The organism is Desulfofundulus australicus DSM 11792, assembly GCF_900129285.1.
GTDB classification, from domain to species: Bacteria; Bacillota; Desulfotomaculia; order Desulfotomaculales; family Desulfovirgulaceae; genus Desulfofundulus; species Desulfofundulus australicus.
This window is the reverse complement of sequence record NZ_FQUW01000007.1, coordinates 68,725-95,304: the sequence shown is the minus strand read 5'-3', so window position 1 is coordinate 95,304 and position 26,580 is coordinate 68,725. Positions and strand designations below refer to the sequence as shown.

Below are 26,580 nucleotides of genomic sequence, written 5' to 3'. Positions count from 1 at the left end.
AGGAGCGCACTATGAGTGATCCCGCATTGAGCCCCAGCGGGGCAAGAAGGAAAAGGGATTTTCTAACTCCCCTTGCCATCACAGCCGTATCCCTGATCCTGACCTTCTTTCACCTTTATACTGCAGGTGTATCCATGCTTACGGCCTGGATACAAAGGGACATCCACCTGGTGTTGGTCCTTATTATAGTATTCCTGGCACTACCGGCACGCAGGGGCGGTGAACGGAACCGGGCCACCATTCTGGACTGGGTTCTTATTGCTTTAGCCCTGGCGTCGGGATCTTATATCGTGGTAAATTACCAGGACATTGTGCAGCGGTTGGGTGCGCCCAACACCGCCGACATTGTTTTTGGTATCATTATGATCGGATTGATTCTGGAAGCCACCCGCCGGGCTACCGGGTGGGTGCTGGTGATCATTGCCGGCACGTTTTTGCTTTATAACTTTATCGGGCCCTATATCCCGGGATTGCTGGGCCATAAGGGCTACTCCGTAAGCCGTGTTGTATCCCAGATGTATTTGACCACCGAGGGGATATTTGGCGTGCCCCTGGGGGTTTCGGCCAGTTATATTTTCCTGTTTATTTTCCTGACCTCCATGCTGGAAAAACTGGGCATGGGCGATTTCCTGCTCAAACTGGCCATGGCCCTGATGGGCCGCTTTGCCGGAGGACCGGCCAAAACGGCTGTGCTGGCCAGCGGGTTCATGGGCTCCATTTCGGGCAGCGCCGTGGCCAACGTGGTGGGTACCGGTACCTTTACCATACCCCTCATGAAGCGCAACGGCTACCAGCCGCACTTTGCCGGGGCGGTGGAAGCCTGTGCCTCCTCCGGCGGGCAGCTCATGCCGCCCGTTATGGGTGCGGCGGCCTTCATCATCGCGGAATTCCTGGGCATTCCCTACATTGACGTGGTGGTGGCGGCGATCATCCCAGCGCTTTTGTATTACCTGTGCGTTCTCTTCGGCGTTCACTTTGAAGCCTGCCGGCTGGGCTTAACCGGGTTACCCAGGGAGCAGTTGCCCAACGTCTGGAAGGTGTTGAGGGAGGGCGGCCATTTCCTGATCCCCCTGGTCGTCCTGGTCTACTTCCTGGCCGTGCTCCAGTACACACCCATCCGCTCCGGATTTTACGCCATTATCGCCATGTTCATTGTCTCCTTCTTTAATAAGGAGACCCGGATAAACTGGTCGCGCTTTAAAGAAGGAGCCGTGGCGGCTGCGCAAAATACGTGTACCGTGGCCCTGGCCTGTGCCGCGGCGGGCCTGGTGATCGGTAGCATCAATATCACGGGTGCCGGGTTGAAGATCTCCTCGTTCATTGTCGCCCTTTCCGCCGGCACCCTGTGGCTTGCGCTTTTGATGACAGCCGTGGTGGCCCTGATCATGGGTATGGGCCTGCCTACCACCGCCGCATATATCGTGACCGGTACCATGGCCGCGCCGGCGCTGATCAAGCTGGGCGTGCTGCCCCTGGCTGCCCACCTGTTTGTATTCTACTTTGCCATTATTTCCGCTATTACCCCGCCGGTGGCCCTGGCGGCCTATGCCGCGGCGGGTATTGCCAAGGACGATCCCATGAGAATAGGTTTCACGGCCTGTAAAATTGGCCTGGCCGCCTTTATCGTGCCCTTCATGTTTGCCTACGAGCCGACCCTGATCGCAGAAGGCGACTTCTGGCATATTGCCTGGGCCGTGCTGACTGCGGTTATCGGGGTAATGGCCCTGGCCGGGAGTACCATTGGCTTTGTGGTGCGGGCGGCCAGCGTACCGGAGAGAGCCTTGCTGCTGGCCGGTTCCCTGATGACCCTTCATCCGGGTATATACACAGATATCATCGGCTTAATCTTGATTGCTTTGGCCCTGGGTGCCAACATTATCAAGGGGAAAAAGCTGGTCGGGAAAGTTTCGGCCCAGAGCTTTATACCGTGATTGTGCGCACAATACCGGCAGGTTGCAAATAAACCGGAGGTTAAAGATTAGGTCCCCCGCCAGTGGGGGCCTTAGTTTTTTTGCCGCCCTTTTCTTGCGGTTGGGTGCTGGTAAATGTTACAATATACCGTAGCATAATGCCAGGGGTTGTCCCTCGTGCTCCGGTACTCCTGGTCGGCCCCCCCGGTTTAAACTTCGGCGTTTTATTTGACGTGACGCTTGTTAAAATAATCAACGAAGAAAGTGGAGGGACCTATTTATTGCGTTTAACCAGGCGCCTTGCAACCATTGCCGGCTATGTCCCCCCCGGTACGGTGGTGGCGGATATCGGGACCGATCACGCCCTGTTGCCTATCTACCTGGTGGTGAAGGGTATCTGTCCCCGGGCAGTGGCTACCGAACTTAATGCCGGGCCTTACCGCAGTGCCCGTACGGCGGTTCACCAGCATGGCCTGGACAGCAAAATCGACGTGCGCCGGGGCGACGGCCTGCAACCCCTTTCTCCCGGAGAAGCGCAGGTAATTGTGCTGGCCGGTCTGGGGGGAAACACCATCCGGGAGATCCTGGCGGCCTCTCCGGAGGTGCTGGCTGCCTCCAGGCGGTTGATCCTGCAGCCCATGGCGGATGAGGGGAATTTACGGTTGTGGCTGGTAGAGAATGGCTGGCGGCTGGTGGATGAAACACTGGTGGAAGATGACGGCCGTCTTTATGTGGTTATGGTGGCCGAGCCGGGTCCGGAAAAAGTAAACGATTCCTTCATACTGGAGATCGGGCCCCGCCTGGTGGAAGAAAAACATCCCCTCCTCCCTGTGTACATACATAAATTAATATCTGAATACCAGCATATTCTAGAGTCCCTGGCCCGGAGTAACAGTCCCAGAACTGAAAATAAGTTCCGGGAAATTACAACCAGACTGGCCCGTTTGCAGGAGGTGTTGAAAAAGTGCCAGTAAGTGGTGCAAGCGTTGCCAATATTATTGAAGAAATGGCTCCCCTGGAGTTGGCGGAACCATGGGACAACTCCGGCTGGCAGTTGGGGGATCCGGGGGCTCCAGTCCGGCGCATACTGCTCTGCCTGGACGTAAATGAGGCGGTATGCCGGGAAGCCCTGGAAAGGGATGTTCAGCTGATTGTGGCTCATCACCCCCTGTTTTTTAAAGAGTTAAAACAAATCCGGACGGACCGGCCCGGCGGGGCGCTGGTGGCCGGTCTCATCCGCGCCGGTATTTCCGTGTATGCCGCCCACACCAACCTGGACCGCTGTCGCGGCGGGGTAAATGACGTTCTCGCCCGGCGCTTGCGGTTGCGGGATGTCCAGGTGCTGAGTCCCGGAAAGGAACAATACTTGAAACTGGTGGTCTTTGTACCCCTGGATCACGTTGAGTCGGTGCGCTCAGCCATCGGGGCTGCCGGGGCTGGATGGATTGGGAATTACAGTGATTGTACCTTCGGGGTGGAGGGGACAGGTACCTTCAGGCCCCTGGAAGGGACCAATCCCTATATCGGCCAGCAGGGCCGCCTTGAGCAGGTAAGGGAGGTCCGGCTGGAAACCATCGTCCCCCAGAGGCTGGTGGAGCGGGTGGTGCGGGCCATGCTGGAGGCCCATCCCTACGAGGAGGTGGCCTACGATCTCTATCCCCTGGCCAATCAGGTTTCCCCTTCCAGCGGTTTGGGCAGGATAGGGACGCTGGAAGAGTCGCTACCCCTGAAGGATTTTGTTGCTTATGTGAAAGGAGTTCTGGATTTGTCTGCAGTGCGCTGGGGGGGAGAACAGGAGCGCCCGGTTAAACGGGTGGCCCTTTGCGGTGGCTCCGGCGGTGATCTCTGGAGCAGAGCCCGGTCACTTAAGGCAGACGTTTTTGTGACTGGAGATGTAGGCTACCATACCGCCCGGGATATGCTTGCGGCGGGGCTGGCTTTTGTGGATGCCGGTCACTTTGGTACCGAAAGGGTAATCCTGCCAGTTCTCCAGGAATATATACTCCAGGCATGCCGGAACAGAGGGCTGGAGGTAGAATGTTTGCTTAGCAGTACGGAGGAAGACTCTTATATCTACTCTTAAACTCCAGGCTAGCCGGTGGGGCAGTTGCCTGTTATCCCCAACGACAATATAGCTGGAATCCGGTAACCATAAATTACCGGATTTTTTTGTTTTTAAAAGCATCTTGTAGATTATGGCCTGTTAATCAAGCTATATTAAGCCCAACGGGAAAAACAGGTCGATTTTTTAACTGTTTAGCTGGATTTATGTATGCTATAATAACGGTAATGACAACCCATAAATAAATGCAAAGTTGTCAGGTATCTTTTAGAAATAATTTTGGGGAGTGATCAAATGAATAACCATTTGTGGGAAAGGTGGCAGGTAACCGAGGAGGAATGGAACGACTGGCGCTGGCACCTGAAGCATCGCATTACCACCGTGGATGAGCTGACCCGGTTTATTAAACTTACTGCCGGTGAAATGAGGGACATTGCAGCCTGCCTGAAAAAATTTCGCATGGCCTTAACGCCCTACTATGCCGGCTTAATGGATCCGGTCGATCATAAATGCCCCATACGGCTCCAGGCCGTACCGCAACCCGAAGAACTGCAAACGGTGCCCGGGGATATGCGTGACCCCCTTCATGAGGAAGTCGATTCACCGGTGCCCGGGCTGACGCACCGTTACCCCGACCGGGTGCTCCTTTTGGTCACCGATCGTTGTTTTATGTACTGCCGGCACTGTACCCGCCGGCGGTTGACCGGCCAGCGGGACCGGCCCTTGCCCAAATCCCACCTCGACAGGGCTATTGCCTATATCCAGAACAATCCGCGCGTTCGAGACGTGGTGATTTCCGGTGGGGACCCTCTCACCTTAACGGATGAGCAGCTGGAATACGTTCTGCGCAATTTGCGGGCCATTCATCACGTGGAAATCATCCGCATTGGTACCCGCGCTCCCGTGGTTCTGCCCCAGCGCATAACTCCGGAACTCTGTGCCATGCTGGAAAAATATCACCCCCTGTGGATTAATACCCATTTCAATCACCCCCGCGAAGTTACCCCCCAGGCAGCCAGGGCCTGTGCCCGCCTGGCCGGTGCCGGTATCCCCCTGGGCAACCAGTCGGTACTTTTAAGGGGGGTAAACGACCGGCCGGACGTCATGCTCCAATTGGTGCATAAGTTGCTGCAAATCAGGGTGCGCCCCTATTACCTGTACCAGTGCGATCTCTCCGAAGGAATAGGCCATTTCCGCACGCCGGTAAACACCGGGATAGAAATTATTGAAAGTCTGCGCGGTCATACCAGCGGGCTGGCCGTCCCCACCTTTGTCATTGACGCTCCGGGAGGAGGTGGCAAAATACCCCTGGGGCCGAACTACGTCTTATCCCAGGGGCAGGGGAAGATAGTCCTGCGCAACTTTGAAGGAAACATCCACGTCTACACGGAACCTGGCTGGGAGGAAAAGAGATACGCCGGCAAGGGCGCGGGAGTAGCCGGATTATTACAGGGAAAGGCGGTTACCTTCCAGGCAACCAAGGAGAGCAGGGTGGCCCAGGTCAAAGGGGGTACTTGACTTGGGTGACCGGGTAGTCAGGCATTATAGACAGGATTTTTGGGTGTCGGCCCGTTTGGACCAAACCAGCGAACGGATCTGGGTAATTGATTATCAGGCGGGGAATCCGGCGGCATTGCGCAGCTTTCTCAAGAAGCTGGCTTTAAGGCGGGGTATGGGTAAAATTATCTTTCCAGTCAAATCCGGGGATTTGCTCAAAATCCAGGGCGGCGGGTTTCATATGGAAGGCATGATCGATGGTTATTTTCAAGGGGAGAATGCCTATTTCCTGGCAGCCTTCCCCCGGGCAGAGCGGAGAGATTCCAGGGTTTTAAACCAGGAACAAAAAGTGCTCCGGGAGATACTGGCCTGCAAAAAGGACTGGCGGGGTAGTTTGCCGCCCGGATTCACCCTGCGCCAGGCGGGAGGGGATGACATATTCCCCATGGCCAGGTTGTTCAAAAAGGTTTTCCGCAGCTACCCCACGCCGGTATATGATCCCTTTTACCTGGCCTGCTCCATGAAAAAGGGAGATCTTTTCATGGTTGTTTATCACGGTGACCGGTTGGCGAGCGTGGCGGCAGCCGAAATTCAATGGGAGCAGCGCAGGGCCGAACTGACCAACTGTGCCACCGATCCCGCCTACCGGGGTATGGGTTTGAACAGCCTTTTGCTTTTGCACATCGAAAAAGAATGCCTTAAACGCAATATTCACTGTCTTTACAGCCTGGCCCGGGCTTCGTCTTACGGAATGAACCTGGTCTTTCACCGCCTGGGTTATGTCTTCCGGGGCACGCTCATCAACAACTGCCATATTGATGGCGGGTTTGAAAATATGAATATCTGGGTTAGACCGGTGAAATAAGAATTGGATGAAATAAGGGGGACTTAAAGTGGGAAAAAATAAGTGGCTTTCTTTATTGCTGGGTTTTGTCTTTGCGCTGGTCATCCTGGCCGGCTGCAATTCCGGTGGTGGTACGGAACAGGAGCCTGCCTTTACCTACGCCATGTCCGGGCAGTACCGTCCTTTTAACTACTTCGACGAAAACAACCAGCTCACCGGGTTTGACGTGGAAATTGGCCGGGCCCTGGCTGAAAAGATGGGCATGAAGCCCGTGCCCATTGCCACACCCTGGGAAGGATTGATCAGCGGCTTAAAGGCGAAAAAGTACGATGCCATTCTGGGCAGTATGACCATCACGCCGGAAAGGCAAAAGCAGGTGGACTTTTCCGATCCCTATTACGTTTCCGGCCCCCAACTTTTTGTACGTAACGATTCTAACATCAAGGATATCCAGGACATAAAAGACAACACGCCCGTGGGCGTGCTGATCTCCAGTGTTTACGACCAGGAAGCCCGGAAATATACCAAAAACATCAAGAATTACACCAGTGATGTGACCGCCCTGCAGGATCTGGCCCGGGGGAGGGTGGAGGCGGTAATTACCGACCGGTTTGTGGGTACGATTGCCGCCCGCGAGCAAAAGCTGGACATCAGGCCGGTGGGGGACCTGCTTTTTGTTGAAAACGTGGGCATAGCCTTTCGCAAGGGCGACCCGCTAAGGGAAAAGGTAAATCAAGCCCTGGAAGAAATCAAGGCCGACGGGACCTATCTGGCCATCAGCAAAAAATACTTCGGCACCGATATAAGTAAGTAGTGTTGTTTTTGCTCCGGTGCGCTGCCCGGATAGACATCACTTGCGGGAGGACGCAAAATGGACTTCTTATATTACCTGGTAACCTCCATACCCTTTTTTATCCGGGCTGCGGCGGTTACGGTGGAACTCACCGCTACCGCCCTGGCCATGGGCATGGTTATTGGACTGGTGTTTGCCCTCATGAAAATATCCGGGCGCAGATTCTGGCGTTGTATCGCCGACACGTATATTACCGTCATTCGCGGCACCCCCCTCATTGTACAGCTCTTTGCCATTTATTTTGGCCTGGCTACCATTGTGGACTTTGGCAGCTTCTGGTCGGCGGCCATCGCCCTGGCCGTGCATAACGGCGCTTACATTGCGGAGATTTTTCGCGGCGGTATTCAATCCATTGACCGGGGACAAATGGAGGCCGCCCGTTCCCTGGGCATGAGCTACGGCCTGGCCATGCGCCGCGTTATATTACCCCAGGCCTTTAAGCGGGTCGTACCTCCTTTAGGCAATCAGTTTATTATCGGTTTAAAAGATTCATCGCTGGCCGCCTTCGTAACTATGAAAGAGTTGTTTGGTGTTTCCATGCAATTGGCTTCCACCCACTTTGCGGAGCTGCAATTTTATACCATCGCCGGCCTGTATTACCTGGTCCTGGTTGTTCTCTTTACCTTCCTGGTCAACCGCCTGGAACGCCGTTTGAAAATAGAAAGTTAAGGGGGAAGGGGAAATGAGCCTGGTCAAGGTGCGCAATCTCAATAAGTGGTTTGGTCGCCTGCACGCCCTCAAGGACGTCAACCTGGAGGTGCGGGAGGGGGAGGTGGCGGTGCTGATCGGGGCCAGCGGTTCCGGCAAAAGCACGCTGCTGCGCTGCTTGAATTTCCTGGAACAGCCCGAACAGGGCCAGGTTATATTTGACGGGAAAGTGATCGACCCCCGGCGGGATGATCTCAATCTTTTGCGCCGGGAGGTAGGTATGGTCTTCCAGCATTTCAACCTTTTTCCCCATATGAGCGTGCTGGAAAATATTATCGAAGCACCGGTTATGGTGAAAAAGGTGCCCAGGGGAAAAGCCATAGAAGAAGCGCTGGCCCTCTTACACAAGGTGGGGCTGGCCGATAAGGTGGACGCCTATCCCTGTCAGCTTTCCGGCGGGCAGCAGCAGAGGGTGGCCATTGCCCGTGCCCTGGCCATGCACCCCCGGTTGATGCTTTTTGATGAGCCCACTTCAGCCCTGGACCCGGAGCTGGTGGGGGAAGTGCTGGCGGTAATGAAGCAACTGGCCAGGGAAGGCATGACCATGATCGTGGTCACCCACGAAATGGGTTTTGCCCGGGAGGTGGCAGACCGGGTGATCTTTATGGATGAGGGACGCATTGTGGAAGAAGGGGAGCCGGCCCGGGTTTTCAGCCGGCCACAAAAGAGCCGCACCAGGGATTTCTTGAGCAGGGTCCTCTGAAATTTCACTTAAATTCCCCACCACATTCATAGAAAAACTCCCTTTGCAGGCCAATTTGCGAAAGGGGGTTTTTCTTTGTTTAATTAACTATTTAAAAAATCTCCGACCAGTCATATTTTTCCTGCCAAAAAAATACTTTTATTACAAACTTGTCCCGGGAGTGATCCGTCGTGGAGACATTTCTCAATAAAATGGTGTTAATTTATTTTACGGCCCTGGGCATCCTGCTGGGGGCATCGCTGGTAGGGTCCCTGGCTGCCGTTCTGGTTCGGGAACCGCCGGTGATCACCATGCTTAAACTGGCCCGGGACATTAAAATCTGGGCCATTGCCGCCGCCATCGGGGGCACCTTTTCCACTTTTGAAATTTTAGAGAGCGGGCTTTTCCAGGGAGAAGTCCGCGCGGTGATCAAGCAGCTTTTTTATATTGTCAGTGCTCTGGCGGGAACCCAGACTGCTCACTATCTGATCCTGGCCCTGTGCGGAGGTAATAAATGAAAACTCGCTTAGTGGCGGCCATGCTGATAGGTATGCTTTCAGGCGGGGCCCTGGTCAATGCCCTGCTGGGACAGCAGGTGGACCGCCTTACCCTGGCCAACAACGAGTTGAAAGAAAAGCTGGCGGCCACGGAAAAGGAATTGCAGCAGGTGAAGGAAAATTTGGCCAGCCGCCGGCCTCAAACCATTACTGCCCTGGAGGTTAACGTCACGCTGGTCCAGGAAAAGGAAATACCCGGGTTGGATCAGACCCGGGCCCGTCTGGTTATAGAAAATCACGTGCGGGAGTGGCTGCATCCTTTACTGGGGCAGGAGGTGAGCCGCCTGGACCACCTGCTGATCCCGCGGGTGGTGGACCGGCGCCAGGTGGATGTGGACGGGAGAAAGTATGTGCTGGAAGTAAAACTGGTAGTGGTGGCCGAGCGGACCATTATTTACCTGGAAGCGTTGCCCCAGAAGAATACCCCTGTTCCCGGCATGTCCCCGCAGTAGAAGGCCTGGCCTTACCCCGCGGGGTATTTATTTTCTTTAATTTATTATTGCTGAGTCTTTTTATATAAGAGTATTGACAGGGTGGAAGCTGTATGCTAATCTATAATCACCATATACCCCTACAGGTATAGGTAGCTGAGTCCGGCCGGATTCACTGTTCCTGTTTTTACTTTTTAAACTCCGGGCTGGAAACCCGGTTATTTTACAAATTTAAAGGGGGGTAACAGATGCCCTTGTTATCGCGGCGGGATTTTATCAAGCGCACTCTGGCGGCAGGCGTAGCTTCCGGGTTGGTGCTGTTCGGGCTGGAAAAGACAGCAGGGGGTGCCGCCATTACCCCCCGGGGGACCTTCTATGATTTAACGAAATGTGACGGCTGCAAGGGATTGAAGGTACCCCGGTGTGTTAGCGCCTGCCGGGAGGAAAACAGTTTCAAGTTTCCAAAACCAGCCGAACACATTGAATACTACTGGCCCCACAAGAAGAAAGAAGACTGGCGGGACAAAAAGGATCTGACTGCACGCCTGACGCCCTATAACTGGACCTTTGTGCAGCATGTGCAGGTGAAACAGGATGGTCGCGCGGTGGATGTATTCATCCCCCGGCGGTGTATGCACTGTGATAACCCGCCCTGCGCCAATCTCTGTCCTTTCGGTGCCCAGGGCAAGACCTCCGAGGGTCCGGTAATCATCAACCCCAACCTTTGCCTTGGGGGTGCCAAGTGCCGGGATGTTTGTCCCTGGGGAATACCCGCCCGGCAGGCAGGGGTGGGACTGTACATGAAGTTAGCCCCCAGGTACGTGGGAGGCGGGGTAATGTACAAGTGCGACCTGTGCTACCACCGGGTTAAAGAAGGGAAAATCCCGGCTTGCGTGGAGGCCTGCCCCAGGGGTGCCATTGCCTTTGGCGATAAGGAAGAAATGCGGGAGCAGGCCTGGAAACGGGCCCGGGAAATTGGCGGTTATATTTACGGGGATAAGGAAAACGGCGGGACGTCCACCTTTTACGTTTCGCCAGTTTCCTTTGCCAAAATTCATGAGCAGTTGATGATGCAAAAAAACAGGCAACCGAACCCGGAAGCCCCGGGATTTCCCGCTATGCCGGAGGGTGTGGGAAACTTCCTTGATTCGGTTAACGGTATTGCCGGCGCCCTGCTGGCAGCTCCGCTGGCGGGAGCCTTTGCGGCCGGTTATGCTGCTTACAGGACCATAAAAGGGGGAGAAGACCATGGTGGATAGGATCCGGGAAAAAGATAAAAAAATTCGCCGGCATAGTGCCTCGGTGCTCTTTGTTCACTGGGCTGTAGCCATTTCAACCATTCTGCTTATCTTTAGCGGAATTGGTCAGATGCCCGTCTACAGGCGTTACATGATTTATAAAATTCCCGGCCTGGGCTGGTCGGCAGATTTTGCGGCAACCCTCTACTTGCATTATGTAGCTGCAGCTGTGTTGATGTTCGCGGTGGCATATCATATTGTGTTTCATGTCCTGCGCAGGGAATATGGTATCCTGCCCAGGAGGGGCGACCTTAAAGAATCATACATGATCATCAGGGCCATGTTTACCGGTGGTAAGGAACCACCCAGCGACAAGTTTCTGGCCGAGCAAAGACTGGCCTATGCCTATATTGGCTTCTGGCTTCTGGTTATCATTGTCACCGGGATCGTCAAGGTATTGAAAAATCTGCCGGGCATTAATTTCCCGGGCAACACCATGATCTGGGTCACCGATATACACACTTTTGCCACCTTTATGTTGATTTTCGGCATTCTGGCCCACCTGGCGGCCTTCCTTTTCAAGGCCAACAGGCCCCTTTTGCGGGGAATGTTTACCGGCAAGGTGGACCTGGAATACGTAAAACACCGGCATCCCCTGTGGTATGATCGCCTGGTTAAAAAGCGGGCCCCATCTCCAGGTTCCCGGGAACGGTCGGCTAATTTGCCACAGGACATGACGGTTTAATGCTGGTCAGCAAGGGGAGGTGAAGGGGATGGATGGGAAGACCATGCCCCTGGCGGGGCATCTTGGGGAACTGCGCAGAGTAGTTATTGTCTCAACCATAGCTTTAATAGCCTGTGCGATCATTACCTTCTTTGCCTTTGGCGATCAGCTGCTGGCCTTCTTGACCAGGCCCTTGAAAGAGCTGGATGTGCCTGTAATTGCCACCCGGGTGGGTGAGGCGTTCATAACCAAAATTAAGGTCAGCCTCCTGGCGGGATTCATCCTTGCGTTTCCGGTTATGGTGTGGCAGGTGCTGGGTTTTATCCTGCCCGCCCTCACCCGGGGGGAAAGGCGCCTTTTACTCGTGCTCTTTCCCCTCTCGGTGACCCTTTTTGCAACCGGGGTTGCTTTCGCCTACTTTACGGTCTTTCCCCTCACCGTACGGTTTTTGCTGGTACTGGTAACGGAAGGGCTGCAGCCCATGATCACCGTGCGCGATTATCTTTCTTTTGTGCTGGCTTTCTTCATTCCCTTTGGTCTGGTTTTCCAGTTGCCCCTGGCGGCCTTTGTTTTGACCCGGATGGGGCTGGTCACGCCCCGCTGGCTGGTGAAAAAACGCAAGTACGCTCTGTTGGTAAATTTCATTCTCGCGGCTGTCTTAACACCGGGTTCCGATGTTATCTCCCAGTTGATGATGGCCTTGCCCATGGTGCTGCTGTACGAGGCAGGTGTCGTGGTGTCCTACCTGGTCTACCGGTTCTACCGCTCTAAAGTGGGTAATAAAGCATGTATGTTGGAGGTTAGCACCTGATTTACAATCAGTAAAGGAGGGGTTTATATGTTTGGTATGGGACCGTGGGAGTTGATTTTAATTTTAATTATTGCCCTGGTGATTTTTGGACCGTCCAAACTGCCGGAAGTGGGGCAGGCTTTGGGAAAGGGCTTGAGGGAATTTCGTCGGGCGGCTAACCCGGTCAGAGAGGAGGATAAAGAGGGAGCAGTACCCGGTGAAGCCGTTAAGGAAAATGCGGTTCGGTGAAGCCGCCCCCTCAGGCTGTCGTAAAAACTTCTTATATGCCCTGGTTTTATGGGAGGAACGACCTGGAGTGAGCGCCGCCGGACCAGGCCCCGGCCAGCAATACGACCCGGGAGCGACGACTAAAACCAGGGCACATCCCGAAATACTTTCTTCAAGTTGAGGCGGTGAAACTGTTCCGGTGTCCTGGCCGGACGGTTTTATAATAACAAAATTGCTCCGGGCGTTCCGTTGCGGGATATTTTACCGGGGGTGATTTAATGGGTGGCGAAGACTTAGAAAAACAAATAATTCTTTTGAAAGAAGAAATTGATGAATTAAAGAGACGCTGGCCGGCTCATTCTGTGAAAGCAGAAATGGTAGAGCGGCTTGAAGAACTGGAGGAGAAACTGGAGCGCTTACGACTGCTGCAGGAAAGTAAGTAACAAGGCATGAAATTTGCATAAATAAAACATTTGAAAAGGCAATTCGAATGTGTTATAATCCTTTAAGCATGAGAGTTGCTGTGAGTAAACCGGGTGATCGCGGGCACCTTGCAGGTGCCTGAGGAAAGTCCGAGCTCCACAGGGCAGGGTGCTGGGTAACACCCAGTGGGGGCGACCCCAAGGAAAGTGCCACAGAAATGCAGACCGCCCGGCACTTTAGCCGCTGGGCTGTGTGCCGGGCAAGGGTGGAACGGTGCGGTAAGAGCGCACCAGCGGCCACGGCGACGGGCCGGCTAGGTAAACCCCACCTGGAGCAAGACCGAATAGGGGGACAATGGGGTGGCCCGCTCCGTCCCCGGGTAAAGGTCGCTAGAGGCGTCAGGCAACTGGCGTCCCAGATAGATGATCACCCAAGACAGAACTCGGCTTACAGGTTTGCTCACAGCATAAAAGACCGGACTGTTGAAAATGACAGTCCGGTTTCGTGTTTTTAATGTTTTTAAATAGGCTGTTATATTTAAGAAAATTTTTAATGGGAGTCGGATTTTTCGCTGGCCAGTTGCCGGGAAGTTGTATTTGCCCAGGTCCAGCGATTATTGGCATAATAATTCCATGCTGTGGAAGCAAGAATTCCTGCCCCGTTCGCCAGGATGGCCGGTATGCGCAGGTAACAGTGTAAAGCGCTTAAAACAGCCACATTAATAACCATGCCCGCGCCGGAGCAAAGATAAAATTTTATGGCACGGTTTAGCAGGTGATCCTCTTTTTGCTGTGTCCAGGTAAAGAAATCGTTAAGCATAAAATTCCCAAAAATAGCCAGACTGGTGGCCAGGAGAGCGGAAAGTACCACGTCCAGGGAAAACAAACGATTGAAGAGAAGGAAGAAAAACATATTGACCATTACTCCAGCAGTTCCCACCAGGCAAAATTTCCAGAAACGCAAGTCTTCCGGGCTGCTTAATACCAGGCGCACCAGGTGGCGCAGGTAATTAACCTGTTCAGTTATATTCATTTTGGAGTGGTTACCCCGGCGACGTTCGAAGATATAGGGTATTTCGGCCGTCCGGTGATAACGCCCCCGTACCAGTATTTCCATAAGTATTTTCCACCCCAGAGGGGAGAGGGTAACACCATCAATAACTTTTCTTTTCAACATAAAAAATCCGCTCACGGGATCCTTTACCGGTCGCACTTTTTTGAGGGCCAACCGTCCAATTAAACGGGCCGTCAGGGATATCAGTTTTCTTAAAGGGGATAGACCGCCGTCATCTCCGCCAGGCACAAAGCGGGAGGCTATGACCAGATCATTCCCCTCCCTGATGCTCTTCAGCATGTGGGGGAGTATTTCCGGTGGGTGCTGAAGATCTGCGTCCATAACAGCCAGTATATTCCCCCTGGCTGCTTTGAACCCCTCTACCACGGCGGTGGCCAGGCCCCGCTGGTTATGCCGGTGGATGAATCTGATTTGTGGATTTTTATGGCTCAGTTCTTCCAGAACCCTGGGGGTTCCATCGTTGCTGTCATCGACGAACAGGATTTCAAAGGCTTGTCCCTGCAGGGAGCTACAAATAAGTTCGGTTAGAGGTATGATATTTTGCTCTTCGTTACGTGTTGGAATGATTATCGTAAGCAAGGTTAAATACCTCCCTACTCAAGCAATCCAGTGCCCGCGGGTAAACAGCAGGTAAAGGAGAAAAAACAGAGATGAATTCAGGGCAAGAATAAAATTATGTCCAGCTTCTCCTTTAACCAGCCGGGCCAGCGTCAGGTAGAACGGAAACAACACCATTACGAAGCGGGGCATGCTCATTAAAGGGGCGTGGGATGCCGGAGAGAAAAGGGGTAACCAGAGACCGGCCAGGCTAAACAATGTATAGGAAGTGCGTTCCTTGCCCAGGGACAGGAAGAACATGACCAGCCCCGCCAGGGTAAAGGAAAGGTCCAGTAACTGGCGGCTGAAGTGCTTATTTTCCCATAACAATATCACTGTCCGTTCAAAACTTGTCCAGGGCCAGGCAAAGTTGCGATGCCAGAATTGCTGGGCATCAATAAAAGCCAGGGGGTTACCCATTTCTATTTGCAGGAAAATCATATAGAACGCCAGGCCTGCGGGAATTAAGGCCAGGAAAAGAATGTCCTTGCTTATTTTCCCTTTCGCGGCCTCAAAGTATTCCCACAGGGCGGGAAAAAGCAAAAAAACACCTATGTTTCGCGTGGATGCAGCCAGCATACCGCAAAGTCCGGCCTGAAGCCATCGTTTCTGGCGCAGGAAATAAAAGGTAAGGAGTGCCAGGAGGAGGAAAAGGGATTCAGTATAAATGGCGGATAAATAAAAGGCAGTGGGGAAAAGGGCCAGGTACCATGTAGCCCTCCGGGAAGTGGACGGGTCGTGGTCCATCCTGGCCAGCCGGTGGAAAATAAAAAGTATGCCCATTAAAGAAAGGTTGGAGATGAGGATACCGGCTGCTGCCGGGTTCATCCCCAGACGGGTGAGCAGGTATATGAGCAGGGGGTAGAAGGGGAAAAAAGCGGCTGATTTTTCGTTATAACCTTCCCGGGCTATCCTCAAGTACCAGCCGGCATCCCAGCGGTTAAGGCCCTGACCCGCAATGGCAAAAAACTCTTTTGGGTGGTAATGGCCGGGGAAAAAAATTTCTGCGGCGTATCCGGCCAGTATTATTAACAGCTGGTGGGTCAGGTAAATTGTAATCGGTTCCAGATGTAACCGGGAAAACCATTGTTTGCTCATGGCTGTTTTCTCTGGGAACCTTAAATCCCTCCCGGCAAGTTTCGGTTTTATTTATTTCTGAATTGACGGAGATGGAAGTGGTTATGCTGGATATGCAAAACATGCCGCGTCCCGCACCGGGAGCAGGTAAGGGATTGCCCGTCCGCAAAGCGGATTTCACCTGTATACTGGCCGCAGCAGGTAATTTCTACACTGAGCAGTCGTCCATCCGGAAGGTAATTGACCCGGTAATCTACCGGGGGTTTCTGGTTCACGGGGAATCACTCCTCAAGGGTATTTTTTCTATTATAGCGAAAAATCTATAACAAGTAAATTTATTCGGTTAACTCAGCCCGGTAAATATTGTATAATGGGCTTAGGGAGCAAAGTACCGGAGAAAGGAAGGTTTTGGGCCTTGGAACAGAGGAAAGGGAGCGGTATTCGGAGAAAACGCCGGCCTCGATTTCGCCCTTCGAAGTTTATTTTACCTGCAGGCCCTTTTAAACTTGATCGTTTTCAGGAAGAGGCCATAGCTGCTTTGCTGGAGGGTTATACCGTTCTGGTAGCTGCTCCTACGGGAACGGGCAAAACGCTAATCGCCGAGAAACTGCTGGAACACGTACTGGCCAGGGGTAAAGGGGCGGTGTATACGTCGCCCATTAAAGCTCTCTCCAACCAGAAATTCCGGGATTTCAGGCAGCTTTTCGGTTCAGACAAAGTAGGTTTAATTACGGGAGATCTCTCCATTAACGAGCGGGCGCCGCTGCTGGTGATGACCACGGAAATCTTCCGTAACTGGTGCTTTGCCAATCCTGAAGAACTGGAGCAGACCACGCACGTTATATTTGACGAAATGCATTACCTGGATGACCCCGAGCGGGGTACGGCCTGGGAGGAAAGCATTATTTTTGCCCCGCCCCATATAAAAATTCTGGGTCTTTCCGCTACTGTACCCAATATTCATGAGATTTCTTCCTGGGTAGCTGAGGTGCGGGGGGAAGAAGTTAAGGTGATAGAAGAGAGGTGCCGGGCTGTCCCCCTGGAAATTTCCTGGATTGCGCCGGGAGGAGATGTGCTGAACGAGGAAGAGGCGCGGGAGGAAATTGCTGAAAGACAGGAAATTCGTCGCTGGCGCCGGCATCGCTGGGATAGGATGACAGCTGCTGGATGGGAGCAGGATCACTAAAAGGAAAAGACAGGTGGTGTAAATTTGGCGGTTGTATTTTCCAGCCCGACCTGTAATGAAGTAATTGAAGCCATACAGGATTACCTGCCGGCCCTGTATTTTGCCTTTAGCCGCGGGCGTACGGAATTGCTGGCCGAAGAGCTGGGGCGGGAGTGGGATTTTCTTACTTCCAGGGAGAAGCGGCTTGTCCGGCAGATGATTCAGGAGGCGGAAGAGAACGCGCCCGGCCTTTTTAGCCCCCGGCGCCAGAACCTGCGTCGCTTGCTGCTTCAGGGCATTGGATATCACCATGCCGGCCTGCCGCCGCTGCTTAAAGATCTGGTGGAAAGGCTCTATGAATCCCGGCTGGTCTATGTTCTCTTTTGTACGGAAACCTTTGCTGTGGGGGTAAACTTTCCCGCTGCCAGTACGGTTTTTGACTCCTGTCGTAAATGGGACGGTCAGGAGTTTCGCCCCCTTTTAAACCGGGAGTTTTTTCAAATGGCCGGCCGTGCGGGCAGGCGCGGCTATGATGAGGTGGGGCGTGTTTTCGTTCGTATAGATGAGCGTTTTCCCGACCAGACCGGCTTTTACCAGGAGGATGAGGTGGAACCTGTCCGGGGCAGGCTGGTTATCTCCCCCAATACGGTATTAAGCCTGTTATGCTGGAAAACCGATGCAGAAATCCAGCGCTTACTGGAAAAGAATTTATCTGTCTACCAGAGCACTAAGGAGAGCCGCCAGCTTCGCCAGGAGGTAGAAAAGCTGGAAAATAAAGCCGCGGAGCTATCCCGTTGTTTCTGTCCTGATCGGGGCCAGGAGCGCTGCGAACTTTACCGGGTTAAGCTGCGCAAAGAACTGAATCAGCTTAAGAAAAGCAAGTATCGCCATCGTGCTGATATTAAGATGAGGCGGCAGGAGATTCAAATCCTGCTCCAAAAAGGGCGCAAGAAATGCCCTTATAAAACCTGTCTGGATGCGTCACGGAAAATACGCCGTCTGGAAGAAAGAATTCACCTGCTGCATAAACGTTTGAAACAGTTGAATAAGCATGCCCGGGACTACGTCCGGGATTTTGAAAGCGTATGGGTTCTCCTGGAAAAGCTGGGCTATGTGCAGGGCCGGGAACTTTTACCTCGGGGAAAATTTGCCCTTTACATACACGTACAGGAAATACTGGTCACCGAGCTGGTTTTTTCCGGTATATTACTGGAATCTCCTCCCGTTGAGGTAGCCGCTATCCTGGCCGGTGTGGATTACCAGCCCGGCCGGGATGAACAGGTGAGCCCACCGCCTTTTTCCCTGGAGAAGGTGGAAAAACTGCGCCGCTTTTTAATTGAAAGCGGCGTGCCGGAACATTTTTGTATCTGGTCACCCCTCCCTGCCGCTCTGGCTGCAGCCTGGTACCAGGGGACCGGTTTTGAACAGCTTTTGGAAATGACCAATCTCCAGGAAGGGGATATCTTTTCCATCATACGTCGGGAGATCGATCTTCTGCGCCAGATTGAACGGGCGGCCGGGGAAGACCGTGCTCTGGCCGGGCTGGCCAGGGATATACGCCGGCAGCTGGACCGTGATGAGGTGGCCGTGGTGGGGGTGTAAAGAAAAAAGCGGGCTTTTCGCCCGTTATATTTTTGCTATCAAACAGGAGTTGTGAATGAGCTGGCTGTTAAGGAGTTGTGTTCAGAATGACCACCGGTGGCGCTCCAGCAGTAGCTTTTTCTCTCTAGCTTATACCTGGCTTTTACTTGACCTTACTTACGCAGTTCTTCGGGCACTTCCGGTTGGTACCACGTGACCCAACTGGCGGGATAAATACCCGTGGCGGCCATTACCATGGCTAAAGTAGCTACGGCCCCCAAGAGCCAGTGCTTAAGCCGCATTGTTCACACCTCCTTTACCTGATATAAGTATAGAGTGCAGCCGGCCCAGGAGAACGTCCAGCCACTCCATGAAGCGGTAGCCGGCCGGGGTGACGGTAAAGGATTGAAAGGCCAGGCCCAGGGCGCTGGCGGCCACCAAGTCCCCCCGCAGGGGAAGGAACCAGGTAACTGCTATGTAGCAGAGGGCTACCATCAGAGAGATTATTTTCAGCGCCCGCCGGTAGCCCTCGCCGGTGATTGGTTTGGCCGGGGTGTCCGCCGGTGCCCAGATTAAGGCAACTATAACGGCGAAAAGGGCTGCGGCCAGAGCTATACCCTGGACAGGAATGTTTGTTTCCGGGAGCCAGCGGGCCAGAAAGCCCAGGCACGTAAAGGTGACCAACGAACCTACGAGGCAGCGATAGTAGGCGGTGCAGTGGGCACCTCCGGCCGCCAGGCGGAAAACCACACTGGCCAGCAGGACCGCCATCACCTGGTGGAAAATGCCCAAAATCAACGGTATCGTCACAAAGCATACCACTTTCACCACTGCGCCCAGGAGCAGCTCCAGGCCGTAGGCCATCACCGCCGCCCGCTCCTCCTGCTGCAGTTCTTGGCCCAACCAGGAGGCGATTTTCTGGGCCAGGTTGTGGATCATCACTCTCCACCTGCCTTGGGTAGGGTTACCGTAAAGATGGTGGGCGGGGAGGAGACCTTTATCTTCCCGCCGTGCTGCTGCACAATCTCCCGCACAATGGCCAGCCCCAGGCCCCGGTTTTCCCCCTTGGTGGAGAATCCCGGTTCAAAGATCTTTTCCATCAGGTCCTCCCTGATGCCGGGGCCGGAATTGCCTACCGAGAGGATGTAGCATTGCTCGTTTTCTCTTATTTCCAGCCTGACGTAGCGGTCTTTTGTCGCTAAAAACATTACCGCATCCATGGCGTTGTCCAGCAGGTTGCCCAGTATGCGGTTCAGGTTGTGGGGGCGCACGGCCAGTTTGGCCAGGTCGGATTCAATAACCAGGCCGAAGCTTATGTTGCGGCCGGCCGCCAGGGCCGCCTTTTGCTGGACCAGGGCGGCCACCTCGGGTGATTTCAGCTTCAGGGTCTGGGTGAGGATGCGGATGTCCCCCGTCACCTCGGCCAGGTACTCCCGGGCGCTTTCAAGCTTGCCCATCTGCAGCATGCCGTACACGGCCTGCAGGTGGCTGATGAAGTCGTGGCGCTGGGCCCGGATGTTCCGGATCATTTCCTCCAGGTTCTGAATGTGCCTGGCCTGCTGGCGTATTAAATTGTCCTGTTCTTCTAAAACTAGTGACTTTCGTAATAAAATAAATCCCAAGACAGTATTGCCAAAAATTACCATGTCAACTATTACTATCCAACCCAGTGGAATAGAAGTATTGAAATAAACCAGGTACTGAGTAAAAAGACAAATAAGCAATGCCTGACCCAAACTAAAAACTGCCATTAAATAGTTTGGAAATGATAGTGTACTCATCGCTTAATCAGACTCCCGGTCTCTTGTTCGGTTAGAAAAGTAAAATCTTGGTGACCTTAATGTAAACTTTTTTCTTATACACCAAAACGTTATTAGAGCCAGCACAATTAGTTCCGGGATGGCTAATAAAATTCGAAGGGTTTTAGATTCCCAAATTTCAGTGATTGTTTTGCCCATAAGAAACAACAATAAAGGACATAGAAGCATTTCCACTGTTGCCAGGATAACAATCCCTATCATTGCCACACAGATGGCAATAGGAATAGAGGTTTTAAAAAAGATATGCACAAGAACAGCAATTGCAATTATCCCGATTAAAGTATGTACCCCATAGGGTATGGGTAGTTCACGTACAAAATATGAACATAATGAAGAAATTACCGCTGCCGGAATAATCCGCTGCCATTTAATTTCAACGCCCATGAGGGTTAACCCCAGGGTCAGGATGAGGATGCTTTCGGGGATAGACTGAAAAATTAGGGCTATTAAAGGCATTTTGTCCATGGTTGTCTCTCCACGTAAGAATAAGTGTGCAATCAAGAACTACACCACCCATCGTGCTTCACGCCCCGGCACAGTCTTCCCCATATAATGCCATTTAAAGTTATTCTTTGGCATATATTTCTGTAGAATCTAAAAATCTCCTTCATTTCCACAAAAATTTTTTTTAATTTTCTACACAAAATAATTTCCCTTGAAAGTCTTATTTAAGGGAAGACCTGCCGGTTTTTATTAAGGGGAGGAAGAAGAAGACAGGTTGAGCCTGTAATCCCCGGCCCGTTGCCTGTAAATAAGGGCCAGTTTTTCGAGCTTTTCCATTTCCTGTGCCGAGATCTGCCGTATCACCCGGGCTGGTGAACCCAGAGCCAGGCATCCGGGGGGTATTTCCTGGCCTTCTACCACCAGTGCGCCTGCGCCTACCACTGATCCTTTGCCAATCCGGGCTCCGTTGAGAATAATAGCTCCCATACCAATGAGTGAGCCATCTTCAATGGTACATCCGTGGAGAATGGCCCCGTGGCCAACCGTAACCCGGTTTCCAATTTTCAAAGGATAGCCCGGATCCTCATGCAACTGGCATCCATCCTGAATGTTTGTCTCTTCGCCAATTGTTACCCTGTCCGCATCTCCCCGGATTACCGTATTAAACCATACGCTGCTGTTGCGGCCTATTTCCACGCGGCCAATAATTCTGGCTCCCGGAGCGATAAATACATCTTCCGCCAGCTGAGGTTTAAAGCCCTTGAATTCGTAAATGCCCATGATTCGTCCCTCCTTAAATTGCCCGTAGAAATTATCCCGTTGGTAAAAGAATTACCGCTAACCTGTATTCAAAAAGCAGGCAATATAATTATACCTCACAAGTACCAATTATGGTTATGTTATGAAGGTGCATACAGTATATAAGAAAAAATTGCCCCCATTTCCGGGGGCTTTGCTGGGGAAAGGAGAGGCGGTTTTGTGAATGCTTTCACATAACAGTATACAAAAAACTTCCACCTCCGTCAATAAAAAATTTTTAATCCACCAGGGAATTCTGGTAGGTAAGATCCTCAAAAGCTTTAACATGAACCTTGCTTACCCTCTTACCAAACCGTACCATTAACATGTTTGCGGGATGTTCCAGAATTTCCGGATCATCGGTTCCCCGTCTTTTAAAACCCGCACTTCCAAAGAGCCGGGTCAGCATGCGCTGGTAGCCAAAGGTGTCAAGGCCACTTCCCTCCAGATCCCAGTGCCAGAAAAATTCAGTGGTTATAACCACATAATCCTCCAGCATTTCATTTTTGAAAGCCTGCTGCAGCAATTCTTTTGCTATCCCCATTCTCTGCCAGCTCCGGCTGACTTCTATGGCTCCCAGCTCCAGCAGGCGGGGATGCCTGCTCCAGCGGGTATATTCGCTGGGTTTGTGAAAGAGCACATACCCAATAATTTCCTGGGCATGCCGGGCAATGTATACCAGACCTTCCGGGGAGCTGGCAGCAATCATTAGAGCCTCTTTTTGCCGTGCGGGGTTGCGGAAATTACGCAGCCGGTCATTCATGTTAAGGGTGGCCAGGTATTCCTTGCTGACCGGTCCTTCAATAAAAACCATGCCCCGTGGTGTGATTAATTGTTTTGTTTCGGTTATTTTGTCACTGGCTGTTAACATGGTTACCCACCGATCTTTCATTTAAAATTCTCTTTAATTTGCCCCAACCTTTACCGGCCAGGCGAGGTTCCTCCGGTTATAAAAATATTCTGATAAAATTACCCAAAATCCTGCTGCCGGAAAAAGTTTTTCCGGCTTTTTTAAGGTGACAGGCTTCCTGTAAATTGAATCCTGTTAATTGATAATACCATATTTCTGCGCGCGGTATAAGAGGGCCGAGCGGGTAATGCCCAGCAACTGGGCGGCACGGGTTTGATTACCCCCGCTTTTCTGAAGTGCTTTAATGATCAGTTCTTTTTCCACCTGTTCCAAAGATATGCCCTCATCGGGGAAGTTGATTACCAGTTCCTTTTCAGCCGGGGAGGTATGGAGCAGTTCCTTGGGCAGGTGTTCGGGTAATATTTCATTGCCCTGGCAAATAATAGCCGCCCGCTCAATAACGTTCTGCAGTTCTCGAATATTCCCCGGCCAGTGGTAGCTACATAAAAGTTTCATAGCTGCCGGGGAGATTTTATTAACCAGGTATTTGGGTCGTAATTTTTCAAGAAAATGGTTGGCCAGAAGAGGGATATCTTCCTTTCTCTCCCTTAAGGGTGGCAGGTGGATCTGGAAAACATTGAGGCGATAATATAAATCTTCCCGGAAAATGCCCTTTTCTATAGCTTCGGTCAAGTTTCTGTTAGTCGCAGCAATTACCCGAACATCCACATGAATTGTTTCCGTACCCCCCACCCGCTCGAAGGACATTTCCTGAAGTACCCTTAATAGCTTGGCCTGCATGGAGAGGGGCATTTCGGTAATTTCGTCCAGGAAAATGGTGCCCCGGTCAGCCAGTTCAAATCGGCCCAGCTTGCGGGCAGTGGCTCCGGTGAATGCCCCCTTTTCATGGCCAAAAAGTTCACTTTCCAGCAGGTTTTCGGGCAGGGCTGCGCAGTTAACGGCAATAAAGGGTCCATCCCGGCGGGGGCTATTCTGGTGAATGGCTACTGCGGCCACTTCTTTACCGGTACCGCTTTCTCCGGTGATCAATACAGTGGCATCGCTTATGGCCACCCGCTCAATTAATTTTTTGACTTCTTGAATGGCCGGGCTGTTTCCCACCAGCTTGCCATATTTTTTGGTCAATTCGGAGCGCAGGAAATTAACTTCCGTGGTCAGCTGGGTAATCACCAGGTTCTGTTTGATGACCATTTTTAACTCGTCCAGATCAAAAGGCTTGGTGAGGTAATCGGCCGCCCCTATTTTCATAGCTTCTATAGCCGTTTCTATGGTGCCGTGGGCAGTGAGGATGACCACCGGAATTTTGGGCTGTATTTCCCTGGCCTTGCGGAGCACATCCATACCATCCATTTCAGGCATTTTCAGGTCAAGAATTACCAGAGAAGGTTGTTTCTCGCGGATGAGTTCCAGCCCCTTTAAGGGGGAAGTTGTGGATAGGGCATGATATCCCTCCTGTTGCATGGCCCTTTCCAGGGCCCAGCAGAGGTGCTGTTCGTCATCAATGATTAGAATTGTTGGTACCATGGTTGGCTTGCCCTCCCGTCAATTCCGTAATGGGTAAACATATGGTGAAGGTGGCTCCCTTTTCCGTGGAGGTCACATCAATGGTCCCGCCATGGCTGGTAATAATCTGGTGGCTGATGGACAGGCCCAGACCCGTTCCATCTTTCCGGGTGGTGTAAAAAGGGTCGAAGATCCGTGAAATATCCTCGCTGGCGATTCCCTGTCCGGTATCGGTGAACTGGATCCATACCCGGTTGTTGCAAGTACCCGTTTTAATGGTAAGGCTGCCGCCACCGGGCATGGCCTGAATGGCATTCAGGATTAAATTGACGAATACCTGCTTGATACGTTCACTGTCCACTTCGATAAGCGGAATATCGGGGTCTTTTACCACGTTGAGCCGTACCCCGTGCTGTCTCAGCATGGGGGTAGTAAAAGTGAGCACTTTGTCCAGCAGGGAATTTATCGACACCGGGTGAACAAAGTTTTTGGCTGGCCGGCCAAAATCCAGTAATTCCTGAATAATCCTGTTCTGCTTGTCAACCTGTTCTTTGATGATGGAAGTATACTGCTTTATATCAGGGATAGTTTTAAATTCCTGTTCCATTACCTGGATGATGGTTTTTACCACAGAGATGGGATTGCGCAGTTCATGGGCGATGCCGGTTACCAGGCGGCCAAGGGCGGCCAGGCGTTCGTTTCTATGCAGTTGTTCCTCCAGCTTTTCTTTTTCAGCGATGGTGCAGGCCATACGATTTATGGCCCGGGCAATTTGACCGGCTTCCCCGGGTAAATCCGGAAGCAGGTGGTTTAAATCTTTTTCCAGGTAGCTTAAGCCTTCTTTAATCTGGTTAACAGATTTTACCAGGTTATGAACCAGGAAGAGAACTCCGCCGGTGCAGACAAAGAAAACAAACAGGGTCACGTAGCGGGAAATTAGCCGGAAGTAACGGCTCTGGGCAAAAATGGGATGAAGGCGTTCATCAACCCATGCTACCGCAGCCAGCTTTCCATCAATGATTACGGGTGTCAGGTATTCAAAAGTTTCATCGTTCAAGCTGGTGGTGAGGCGGGCCAGGGGACGCTTGCTGGCCACTACAGCCATTAAACCGGAGTCAGCCTCAGTTAGAATGCGCCTTTCCCTTTCCCGGCTTTCCTGGGGAGAAAGCTGGCGGTATTCGTGCAGAAAGCCCTGCACAAAAATCTGCTTTTGTTCAGGAAGATAAAGGCCGAATCTTACACCGGGATGGTTTGGGACCAGGGGTTTGGTAACTTCTTCGAAGCTGGAATGCAGATATCTGACCTGTGTTTCGGGTTCCAGGTTGTGAAAATTTTTACCCTCCAGCTTTTTCTGTAAAGCTTGCTCCAGGCCGGGGACAACTTGCTTGTGCAGTAGAGAACCCAGTCGTTCTTCCAGGGAGCTGATCATTGCTTCTTCGCTTCTGGTTGCAAAAATAAGGTCATAAAGAAGCAATAGAACTGGAATCAGCAATAGTACCACAGTTATGGCCATAATTTGAAAACGCAGGCTGCGCCAGTTTGCCTTGAACATACTCCACCCCTTTCATCCGGCCAGGGTGATGGATAACAGACACCTGTTGTCTGAAAACAGACAGCGCCATGTTTATGTAATCACCTTCACATATTACTTATTACCCAAGTGTTTTGCTTATTTTTAAGGACTGTATGTTTTTAAACATACCCCTCTGGCCGCAAAGCAAAACTCCCTATATTTTTCGGGGCCTGTAGCTGGTATGTAAAATGCATTAGGAATTTATAACTTTTTTCACAAGCCCCTGTCTGTATTATATCATGCACGGGCCCTTTTAGGAACCTCTAAGAAGCATCGCTGGAGACTATTTCCTGAAGTATTTATAGCCACCCATGTGCATGGGGTTACAAGCACATACTTTTGCGGTACTGGTCTGGTGAGGTGAGGAAGGGTTATGGCAGAGAGGGACATCGTACAACTATTCAACCGGTATAAAGAAGAGTTTCTAAAAAAATTTTCCCAGCAGGACGGGGGAGATGGAGAAGAAAGGACCAGGGTATGGCAGGAATTTAAGAAGTTTTTGGACCGGTTTGAGCACTGGCTCCAGAGCGAGGATAGTGAAGGCATAGAAGAAGATACTTCCCTCCCCGGGGAAAAATCTTTTGATCAATTTTTAGATGAGGTGCTGGCCGAAACCAAGCGGATCCTGGCTGAACAGAATATCGATGTTACTTATACTTTACCCGGTCAAAACCTGGGCATCAGCGAATCGTGGAAATGTGTAAAGGTTTTTGGTAATAACAATATTTACTATCGGATAGGACGGACCCGGCCACGTAAGGGACCTTACCGGGGTCAGGAGTTGCTGGTTATTGACCTGGTAATGGATGGCTATAAAAAGCAGGTTTTTCTCCCACTTTTAGAACTGAAGTCGGAAATAGAAAAGCGTATAGGAGCTATGCTGGAAAGAGAACTGCCCAGAGTGGAGGCGACAGGTAAATACCGCCTGAAAGTAATCCTGCCATTTGAGGTGGTCCACAAGGGAGATACCTGGCTGGCAGCTCGCAAGTTCGCCGATTTTGTTGCTGTAACCAAACCGCTAATTAACAGTTTGGGTATACACTAACCAGCATTAATAATCCGGGGCTTAAAGATGGCAGTGAAGAGGGGGTGGAATGGCTGGCAAATAATGACAATAGGAAAGGGCAGTT

Annotated in this window: 29 protein-coding genes and 1 other RNA gene; 20 read left to right on the top strand and 10 right to left on the bottom strand. The window is 52.0% G+C overall.

The genetic code is table 11. The features are described 5' to 3' along the window. The first annotated feature begins 11 nt into the window (after positions 1–11). From BUB44_RS02925 to rnpB, 16 genes are all read left to right on the top strand, one after another. Entirely contained in the window at positions 12–1,931 is a 1,920-nt protein-coding gene (locus BUB44_RS02925) for a TRAP transporter permease (RefSeq protein ID WP_073163074.1), read from the top strand. A gap of 260 nt (positions 1,932–2,191) precedes the next feature. Further along, positions 2,192–2,884, top strand: a complete 693-nt coding sequence (locus BUB44_RS02920) for a tRNA (adenine(22)-N(1))-methyltransferase (protein ID WP_114362061.1) — start codon at positions 2,192–2,194, stop codon at positions 2,882–2,884. Next, entirely contained in the window at positions 2,875–3,993 is a 1,119-nt protein-coding gene (locus BUB44_RS02915; RefSeq protein WP_073163071.1) for a Nif3-like dinuclear metal center hexameric protein, read from the top strand. The genes BUB44_RS02920 and BUB44_RS02915 overlap by 10 nt, the downstream gene beginning before the upstream one ends. Before the next feature lie 273 nt (positions 3,994–4,266). Continuing rightward, complete coding sequence (gene kamA, locus BUB44_RS02910) at positions 4,267–5,490, top strand: lysine 2,3-aminomutase (RefSeq protein WP_073163069.1); 1,224 nt, start codon at positions 4,267–4,269, stop codon at positions 5,488–5,490. Positions 5,491–5,545: 55 nt separating this feature from the next. Beyond that, the gene (gene ablB / locus BUB44_RS02905) at positions 5,546–6,334 is read left to right on the top strand and encodes a putative beta-lysine N-acetyltransferase (RefSeq protein ID WP_242655813.1); all 789 of its coding nucleotides are present in this window, start codon (positions 5,546–5,548) and stop codon (positions 6,332–6,334) included. A gap of 28 nt (positions 6,335–6,362) precedes the next feature. Beyond that, on the top strand, positions 6,363–7,127 hold the full coding sequence (locus BUB44_RS02900) for an ABC transporter substrate-binding protein (RefSeq protein WP_073163063.1): 765 nt from the start codon (positions 6,363–6,365) through the stop codon (positions 7,125–7,127). Positions 7,128–7,184: 57 nt separating this feature from the next. Then, a complete protein-coding gene (locus BUB44_RS02895; RefSeq protein ID WP_073163061.1) occupies positions 7,185–7,835 on the top strand; it encodes an amino acid ABC transporter permease in 651 nt (216 codons plus the stop codon). A gap of 13 nt (positions 7,836–7,848) precedes the next feature. After that, complete coding sequence (locus BUB44_RS02890; protein WP_073163059.1) at positions 7,849–8,577, top strand: amino acid ABC transporter ATP-binding protein; 729 nt, start codon at positions 7,849–7,851, stop codon at positions 8,575–8,577. A 170-nt stretch (positions 8,578–8,747) separates the two neighbouring features. Then, positions 8,748–9,074, top strand: coding sequence for a YtrH family sporulation protein (locus tag BUB44_RS02885; protein WP_013823627.1), 327 nt, complete (start codon positions 8,748–8,750; stop codon positions 9,072–9,074). Then, positions 9,071–9,565, top strand: coding sequence for a sporulation membrane protein YtrI (locus tag BUB44_RS02880; RefSeq protein ID WP_073163057.1), 495 nt, complete (start codon positions 9,071–9,073; stop codon positions 9,563–9,565). Before BUB44_RS02885 ends, BUB44_RS02880 begins: the two co-directional genes overlap by 4 nt. Positions 9,566–9,792: 227 nt before the next feature. After that, entirely contained in the window at positions 9,793–10,803 is a 1,011-nt protein-coding gene (locus tag BUB44_RS02875; RefSeq protein WP_073163055.1) for a 4Fe-4S dicluster domain-containing protein, read from the top strand. Continuing rightward, positions 10,793–11,527 (top strand): formate dehydrogenase subunit gamma, encoded by a 735-nt coding sequence (locus BUB44_RS02870; RefSeq protein WP_073163053.1) that lies wholly within the window; start codon positions 10,793–10,795, stop codon positions 11,525–11,527. Before BUB44_RS02875 ends, BUB44_RS02870 begins: the two co-directional genes overlap by 11 nt. 28 nt (positions 11,528–11,555) lie before the next feature. After that, complete coding sequence (gene tatC, locus BUB44_RS02865) at positions 11,556–12,317, top strand: twin-arginine translocase subunit TatC (RefSeq protein WP_073163051.1); 762 nt, start codon at positions 11,556–11,558, stop codon at positions 12,315–12,317. A gap of 27 nt (positions 12,318–12,344) precedes the next feature. Beyond that, a complete protein-coding gene (locus tag BUB44_RS02860) occupies positions 12,345–12,545 on the top strand; it encodes a Sec-independent protein translocase subunit TatA/TatB (protein ID WP_073163049.1) in 201 nt (66 codons plus the stop codon). A 257-nt stretch (positions 12,546–12,802) separates the two neighbouring features. Further along, complete coding sequence (locus tag BUB44_RS02855) at positions 12,803–12,967, top strand: histidine kinase (RefSeq protein WP_073163047.1); 165 nt, start codon at positions 12,803–12,805, stop codon at positions 12,965–12,967. Positions 12,968–13,048: 81 nt separating this feature from the next. After that, positions 13,049–13,413: RNase P RNA component class A (rnpB, locus tag BUB44_RS02850), an RNA gene on the top strand. Positions 13,414–13,496: 83 nt separating this feature from the next. Here rnpB and BUB44_RS02845 read toward each other — a convergent pair. Together BUB44_RS02845 and BUB44_RS02840 are read right to left on the bottom strand one after the other, a co-directional pair. Next, positions 13,497–14,600, bottom strand: coding sequence for a glycosyltransferase (locus tag BUB44_RS02845; protein ID WP_073163046.1), 1,104 nt, complete (start codon positions 14,598–14,600; stop codon positions 13,497–13,499). A gap of 18 nt (positions 14,601–14,618) precedes the next feature. Continuing rightward, positions 14,619–15,716: a mannosyltransferase family protein gene (locus BUB44_RS02840; RefSeq protein WP_073163044.1), complete on the bottom strand. Its 1,098-nt coding sequence runs from the start codon at positions 15,714–15,716 to the stop codon at positions 14,619–14,621. An 83-nt stretch (positions 15,717–15,799) separates the two neighbouring features. Here BUB44_RS02840 and BUB44_RS16035 point away from each other — a divergent pair, with 83 nt between their 5' ends. The 3 genes from BUB44_RS16035 (at position 15,800) to BUB44_RS02825 (ending at position 18,462) form a co-directional block, all read left to right on the top strand. Next, positions 15,800–16,021: a hypothetical protein gene (locus tag BUB44_RS16035; protein WP_165610993.1), complete on the top strand. Its 222-nt coding sequence runs from the start codon at positions 15,800–15,802 to the stop codon at positions 16,019–16,021. Positions 16,022–16,110: 89 nt separating this feature from the next. Next, positions 16,111–16,881 (top strand): DEAD/DEAH box helicase, encoded by a 771-nt coding sequence (locus BUB44_RS02830; protein ID WP_073163040.1) that lies wholly within the window; start codon positions 16,111–16,113, stop codon positions 16,879–16,881. A gap of 24 nt (positions 16,882–16,905) precedes the next feature. Beyond that, on the top strand, positions 16,906–18,462 hold the full coding sequence (locus BUB44_RS02825) for a helicase-related protein (protein WP_073163031.1): 1,557 nt from the start codon (positions 16,906–16,908) through the stop codon (positions 18,460–18,462). Between the two features lie 152 nt (positions 18,463–18,614). Here the strand turns inward: BUB44_RS02825 and BUB44_RS02820 are convergent, their stop codons facing one another. From BUB44_RS02820 to BUB44_RS02785, 8 genes are all read right to left on the bottom strand, one after another. Further along, on the bottom strand, positions 18,615–18,743 hold the full coding sequence (locus BUB44_RS02820; RefSeq protein ID WP_083543050.1) for a cyclic lactone autoinducer peptide: 129 nt from the start codon (positions 18,741–18,743) through the stop codon (positions 18,615–18,617). Continuing rightward, positions 18,733–19,380: an accessory gene regulator ArgB-like protein gene (locus BUB44_RS02815; RefSeq protein WP_073163029.1), complete on the bottom strand. Its 648-nt coding sequence runs from the start codon at positions 19,378–19,380 to the stop codon at positions 18,733–18,735. The genes BUB44_RS02820 and BUB44_RS02815 overlap by 11 nt, the downstream gene beginning before the upstream one ends. Continuing rightward, complete coding sequence (locus BUB44_RS02810; protein WP_165610992.1) at positions 19,380–20,177, bottom strand: sensor histidine kinase; 798 nt, start codon at positions 20,175–20,177, stop codon at positions 19,380–19,382. The genes BUB44_RS02815 and BUB44_RS02810 overlap by 1 nt, the downstream gene beginning before the upstream one ends. 48 nt (positions 20,178–20,225) lie before the next feature. Next, entirely contained in the window at positions 20,226–20,762 is a 537-nt protein-coding gene (locus BUB44_RS02805; RefSeq protein ID WP_131821570.1) for a hypothetical protein, read from the bottom strand. Between the two features lie 192 nt (positions 20,763–20,954). Continuing rightward, positions 20,955–21,485: a gamma carbonic anhydrase family protein gene (locus BUB44_RS02800; protein WP_073163026.1), complete on the bottom strand. Its 531-nt coding sequence runs from the start codon at positions 21,483–21,485 to the stop codon at positions 20,955–20,957. Between the two features lie 256 nt (positions 21,486–21,741). After that, a complete protein-coding gene (locus tag BUB44_RS02795) occupies positions 21,742–22,374 on the bottom strand; it encodes a GNAT family N-acetyltransferase (protein ID WP_027355476.1) in 633 nt (210 codons plus the stop codon). 174 nt (positions 22,375–22,548) lie between these two features. After that, positions 22,549–23,898, bottom strand: coding sequence for a sigma-54-dependent transcriptional regulator (locus tag BUB44_RS02790; protein WP_027355475.1), 1,350 nt, complete (start codon positions 23,896–23,898; stop codon positions 22,549–22,551). Then, positions 23,873–25,429, bottom strand: a complete 1,557-nt coding sequence (locus BUB44_RS02785; RefSeq protein ID WP_073163025.1) for an ATP-binding protein — start codon at positions 25,427–25,429, stop codon at positions 23,873–23,875. Before BUB44_RS02785 ends, BUB44_RS02790 begins: the two co-directional genes overlap by 26 nt. 394 nt (positions 25,430–25,823) lie before the next feature. On the opposite strand from BUB44_RS02785, the gene BUB44_RS02780 reads away from it, so the two are divergent. Beyond that, positions 25,824–26,495, top strand: a complete 672-nt coding sequence (locus tag BUB44_RS02780; RefSeq protein WP_073163023.1) for a hypothetical protein — start codon at positions 25,824–25,826, stop codon at positions 26,493–26,495. The last annotated feature ends 85 nt before the right edge of the window (positions 26,496–26,580 follow it).

Coding starts and splice junctions, on each gene's coding strand:
- BUB44_RS02870 (WP_073163053.1), top strand. CDS start 10,793: ATGGTGGATAGGATCCGGGAAAAAGATAAAAAAATTCGCCGGCATAGT.
- BUB44_RS02815 (WP_073163029.1), bottom strand. CDS start 19,380: ATGATCCACAACCTGGCCCAGAAAATCGCCTCCTGGTTGGGCCAAGAA.
- BUB44_RS02880 (WP_073163057.1), top strand. CDS start 9,071: ATGAAAACTCGCTTAGTGGCGGCCATGCTGATAGGTATGCTTTCAGGC.
- tatC (WP_073163051.1), top strand. CDS start 11,556: ATGGATGGGAAGACCATGCCCCTGGCGGGGCATCTTGGGGAACTGCGC.
- BUB44_RS02875 (WP_073163055.1), top strand. CDS start 9,793: ATGCCCTTGTTATCGCGGCGGGATTTTATCAAGCGCACTCTGGCGGCA.
- BUB44_RS02855 (WP_073163047.1), top strand. CDS start 12,803: ATGGGTGGCGAAGACTTAGAAAAACAAATAATTCTTTTGAAAGAAGAA.
- BUB44_RS02925 (WP_073163074.1), top strand. CDS start 12: ATGAGTGATCCCGCATTGAGCCCCAGCGGGGCAAGAAGGAAAAGGGAT.
- BUB44_RS02820 (WP_083543050.1), bottom strand. CDS start 18,743: ATGCGGCTTAAGCACTGGCTCTTGGGGGCCGTAGCTACTTTAGCCATG.
- BUB44_RS02785 (WP_073163025.1), bottom strand. CDS start 25,429: ATGTTCAAGGCAAACTGGCGCAGCCTGCGTTTTCAAATTATGGCCATA.
- kamA (WP_073163069.1), top strand. CDS start 4,267: ATGAATAACCATTTGTGGGAAAGGTGGCAGGTAACCGAGGAGGAATGG.
- BUB44_RS02860 (WP_073163049.1), top strand. CDS start 12,345: ATGTTTGGTATGGGACCGTGGGAGTTGATTTTAATTTTAATTATTGCC.
- BUB44_RS02890 (WP_073163059.1), top strand. CDS start 7,849: ATGAGCCTGGTCAAGGTGCGCAATCTCAATAAGTGGTTTGGTCGCCTG.
- BUB44_RS02795 (WP_027355476.1), bottom strand. CDS start 22,374: ATGTTAACAGCCAGTGACAAAATAACCGAAACAAAACAATTAATCACA.
- BUB44_RS02895 (WP_073163061.1), top strand. CDS start 7,185: ATGGACTTCTTATATTACCTGGTAACCTCCATACCCTTTTTTATCCGG.
- BUB44_RS02840 (WP_073163044.1), bottom strand. CDS start 15,716: ATGAGCAAACAATGGTTTTCCCGGTTACATCTGGAACCGATTACAATT.
- BUB44_RS02790 (WP_027355475.1), bottom strand. CDS start 23,898: ATGGTACCAACAATTCTAATCATTGATGACGAACAGCACCTCTGCTGG.
- BUB44_RS02780 (WP_073163023.1), top strand. CDS start 25,824: ATGGCAGAGAGGGACATCGTACAACTATTCAACCGGTATAAAGAAGAG.
- BUB44_RS16035 (WP_165610993.1), top strand. CDS start 15,800: ATGCTGGATATGCAAAACATGCCGCGTCCCGCACCGGGAGCAGGTAAG.
- BUB44_RS02800 (WP_073163026.1), bottom strand. CDS start 21,485: ATGGGCATTTACGAATTCAAGGGCTTTAAACCTCAGCTGGCGGAAGAT.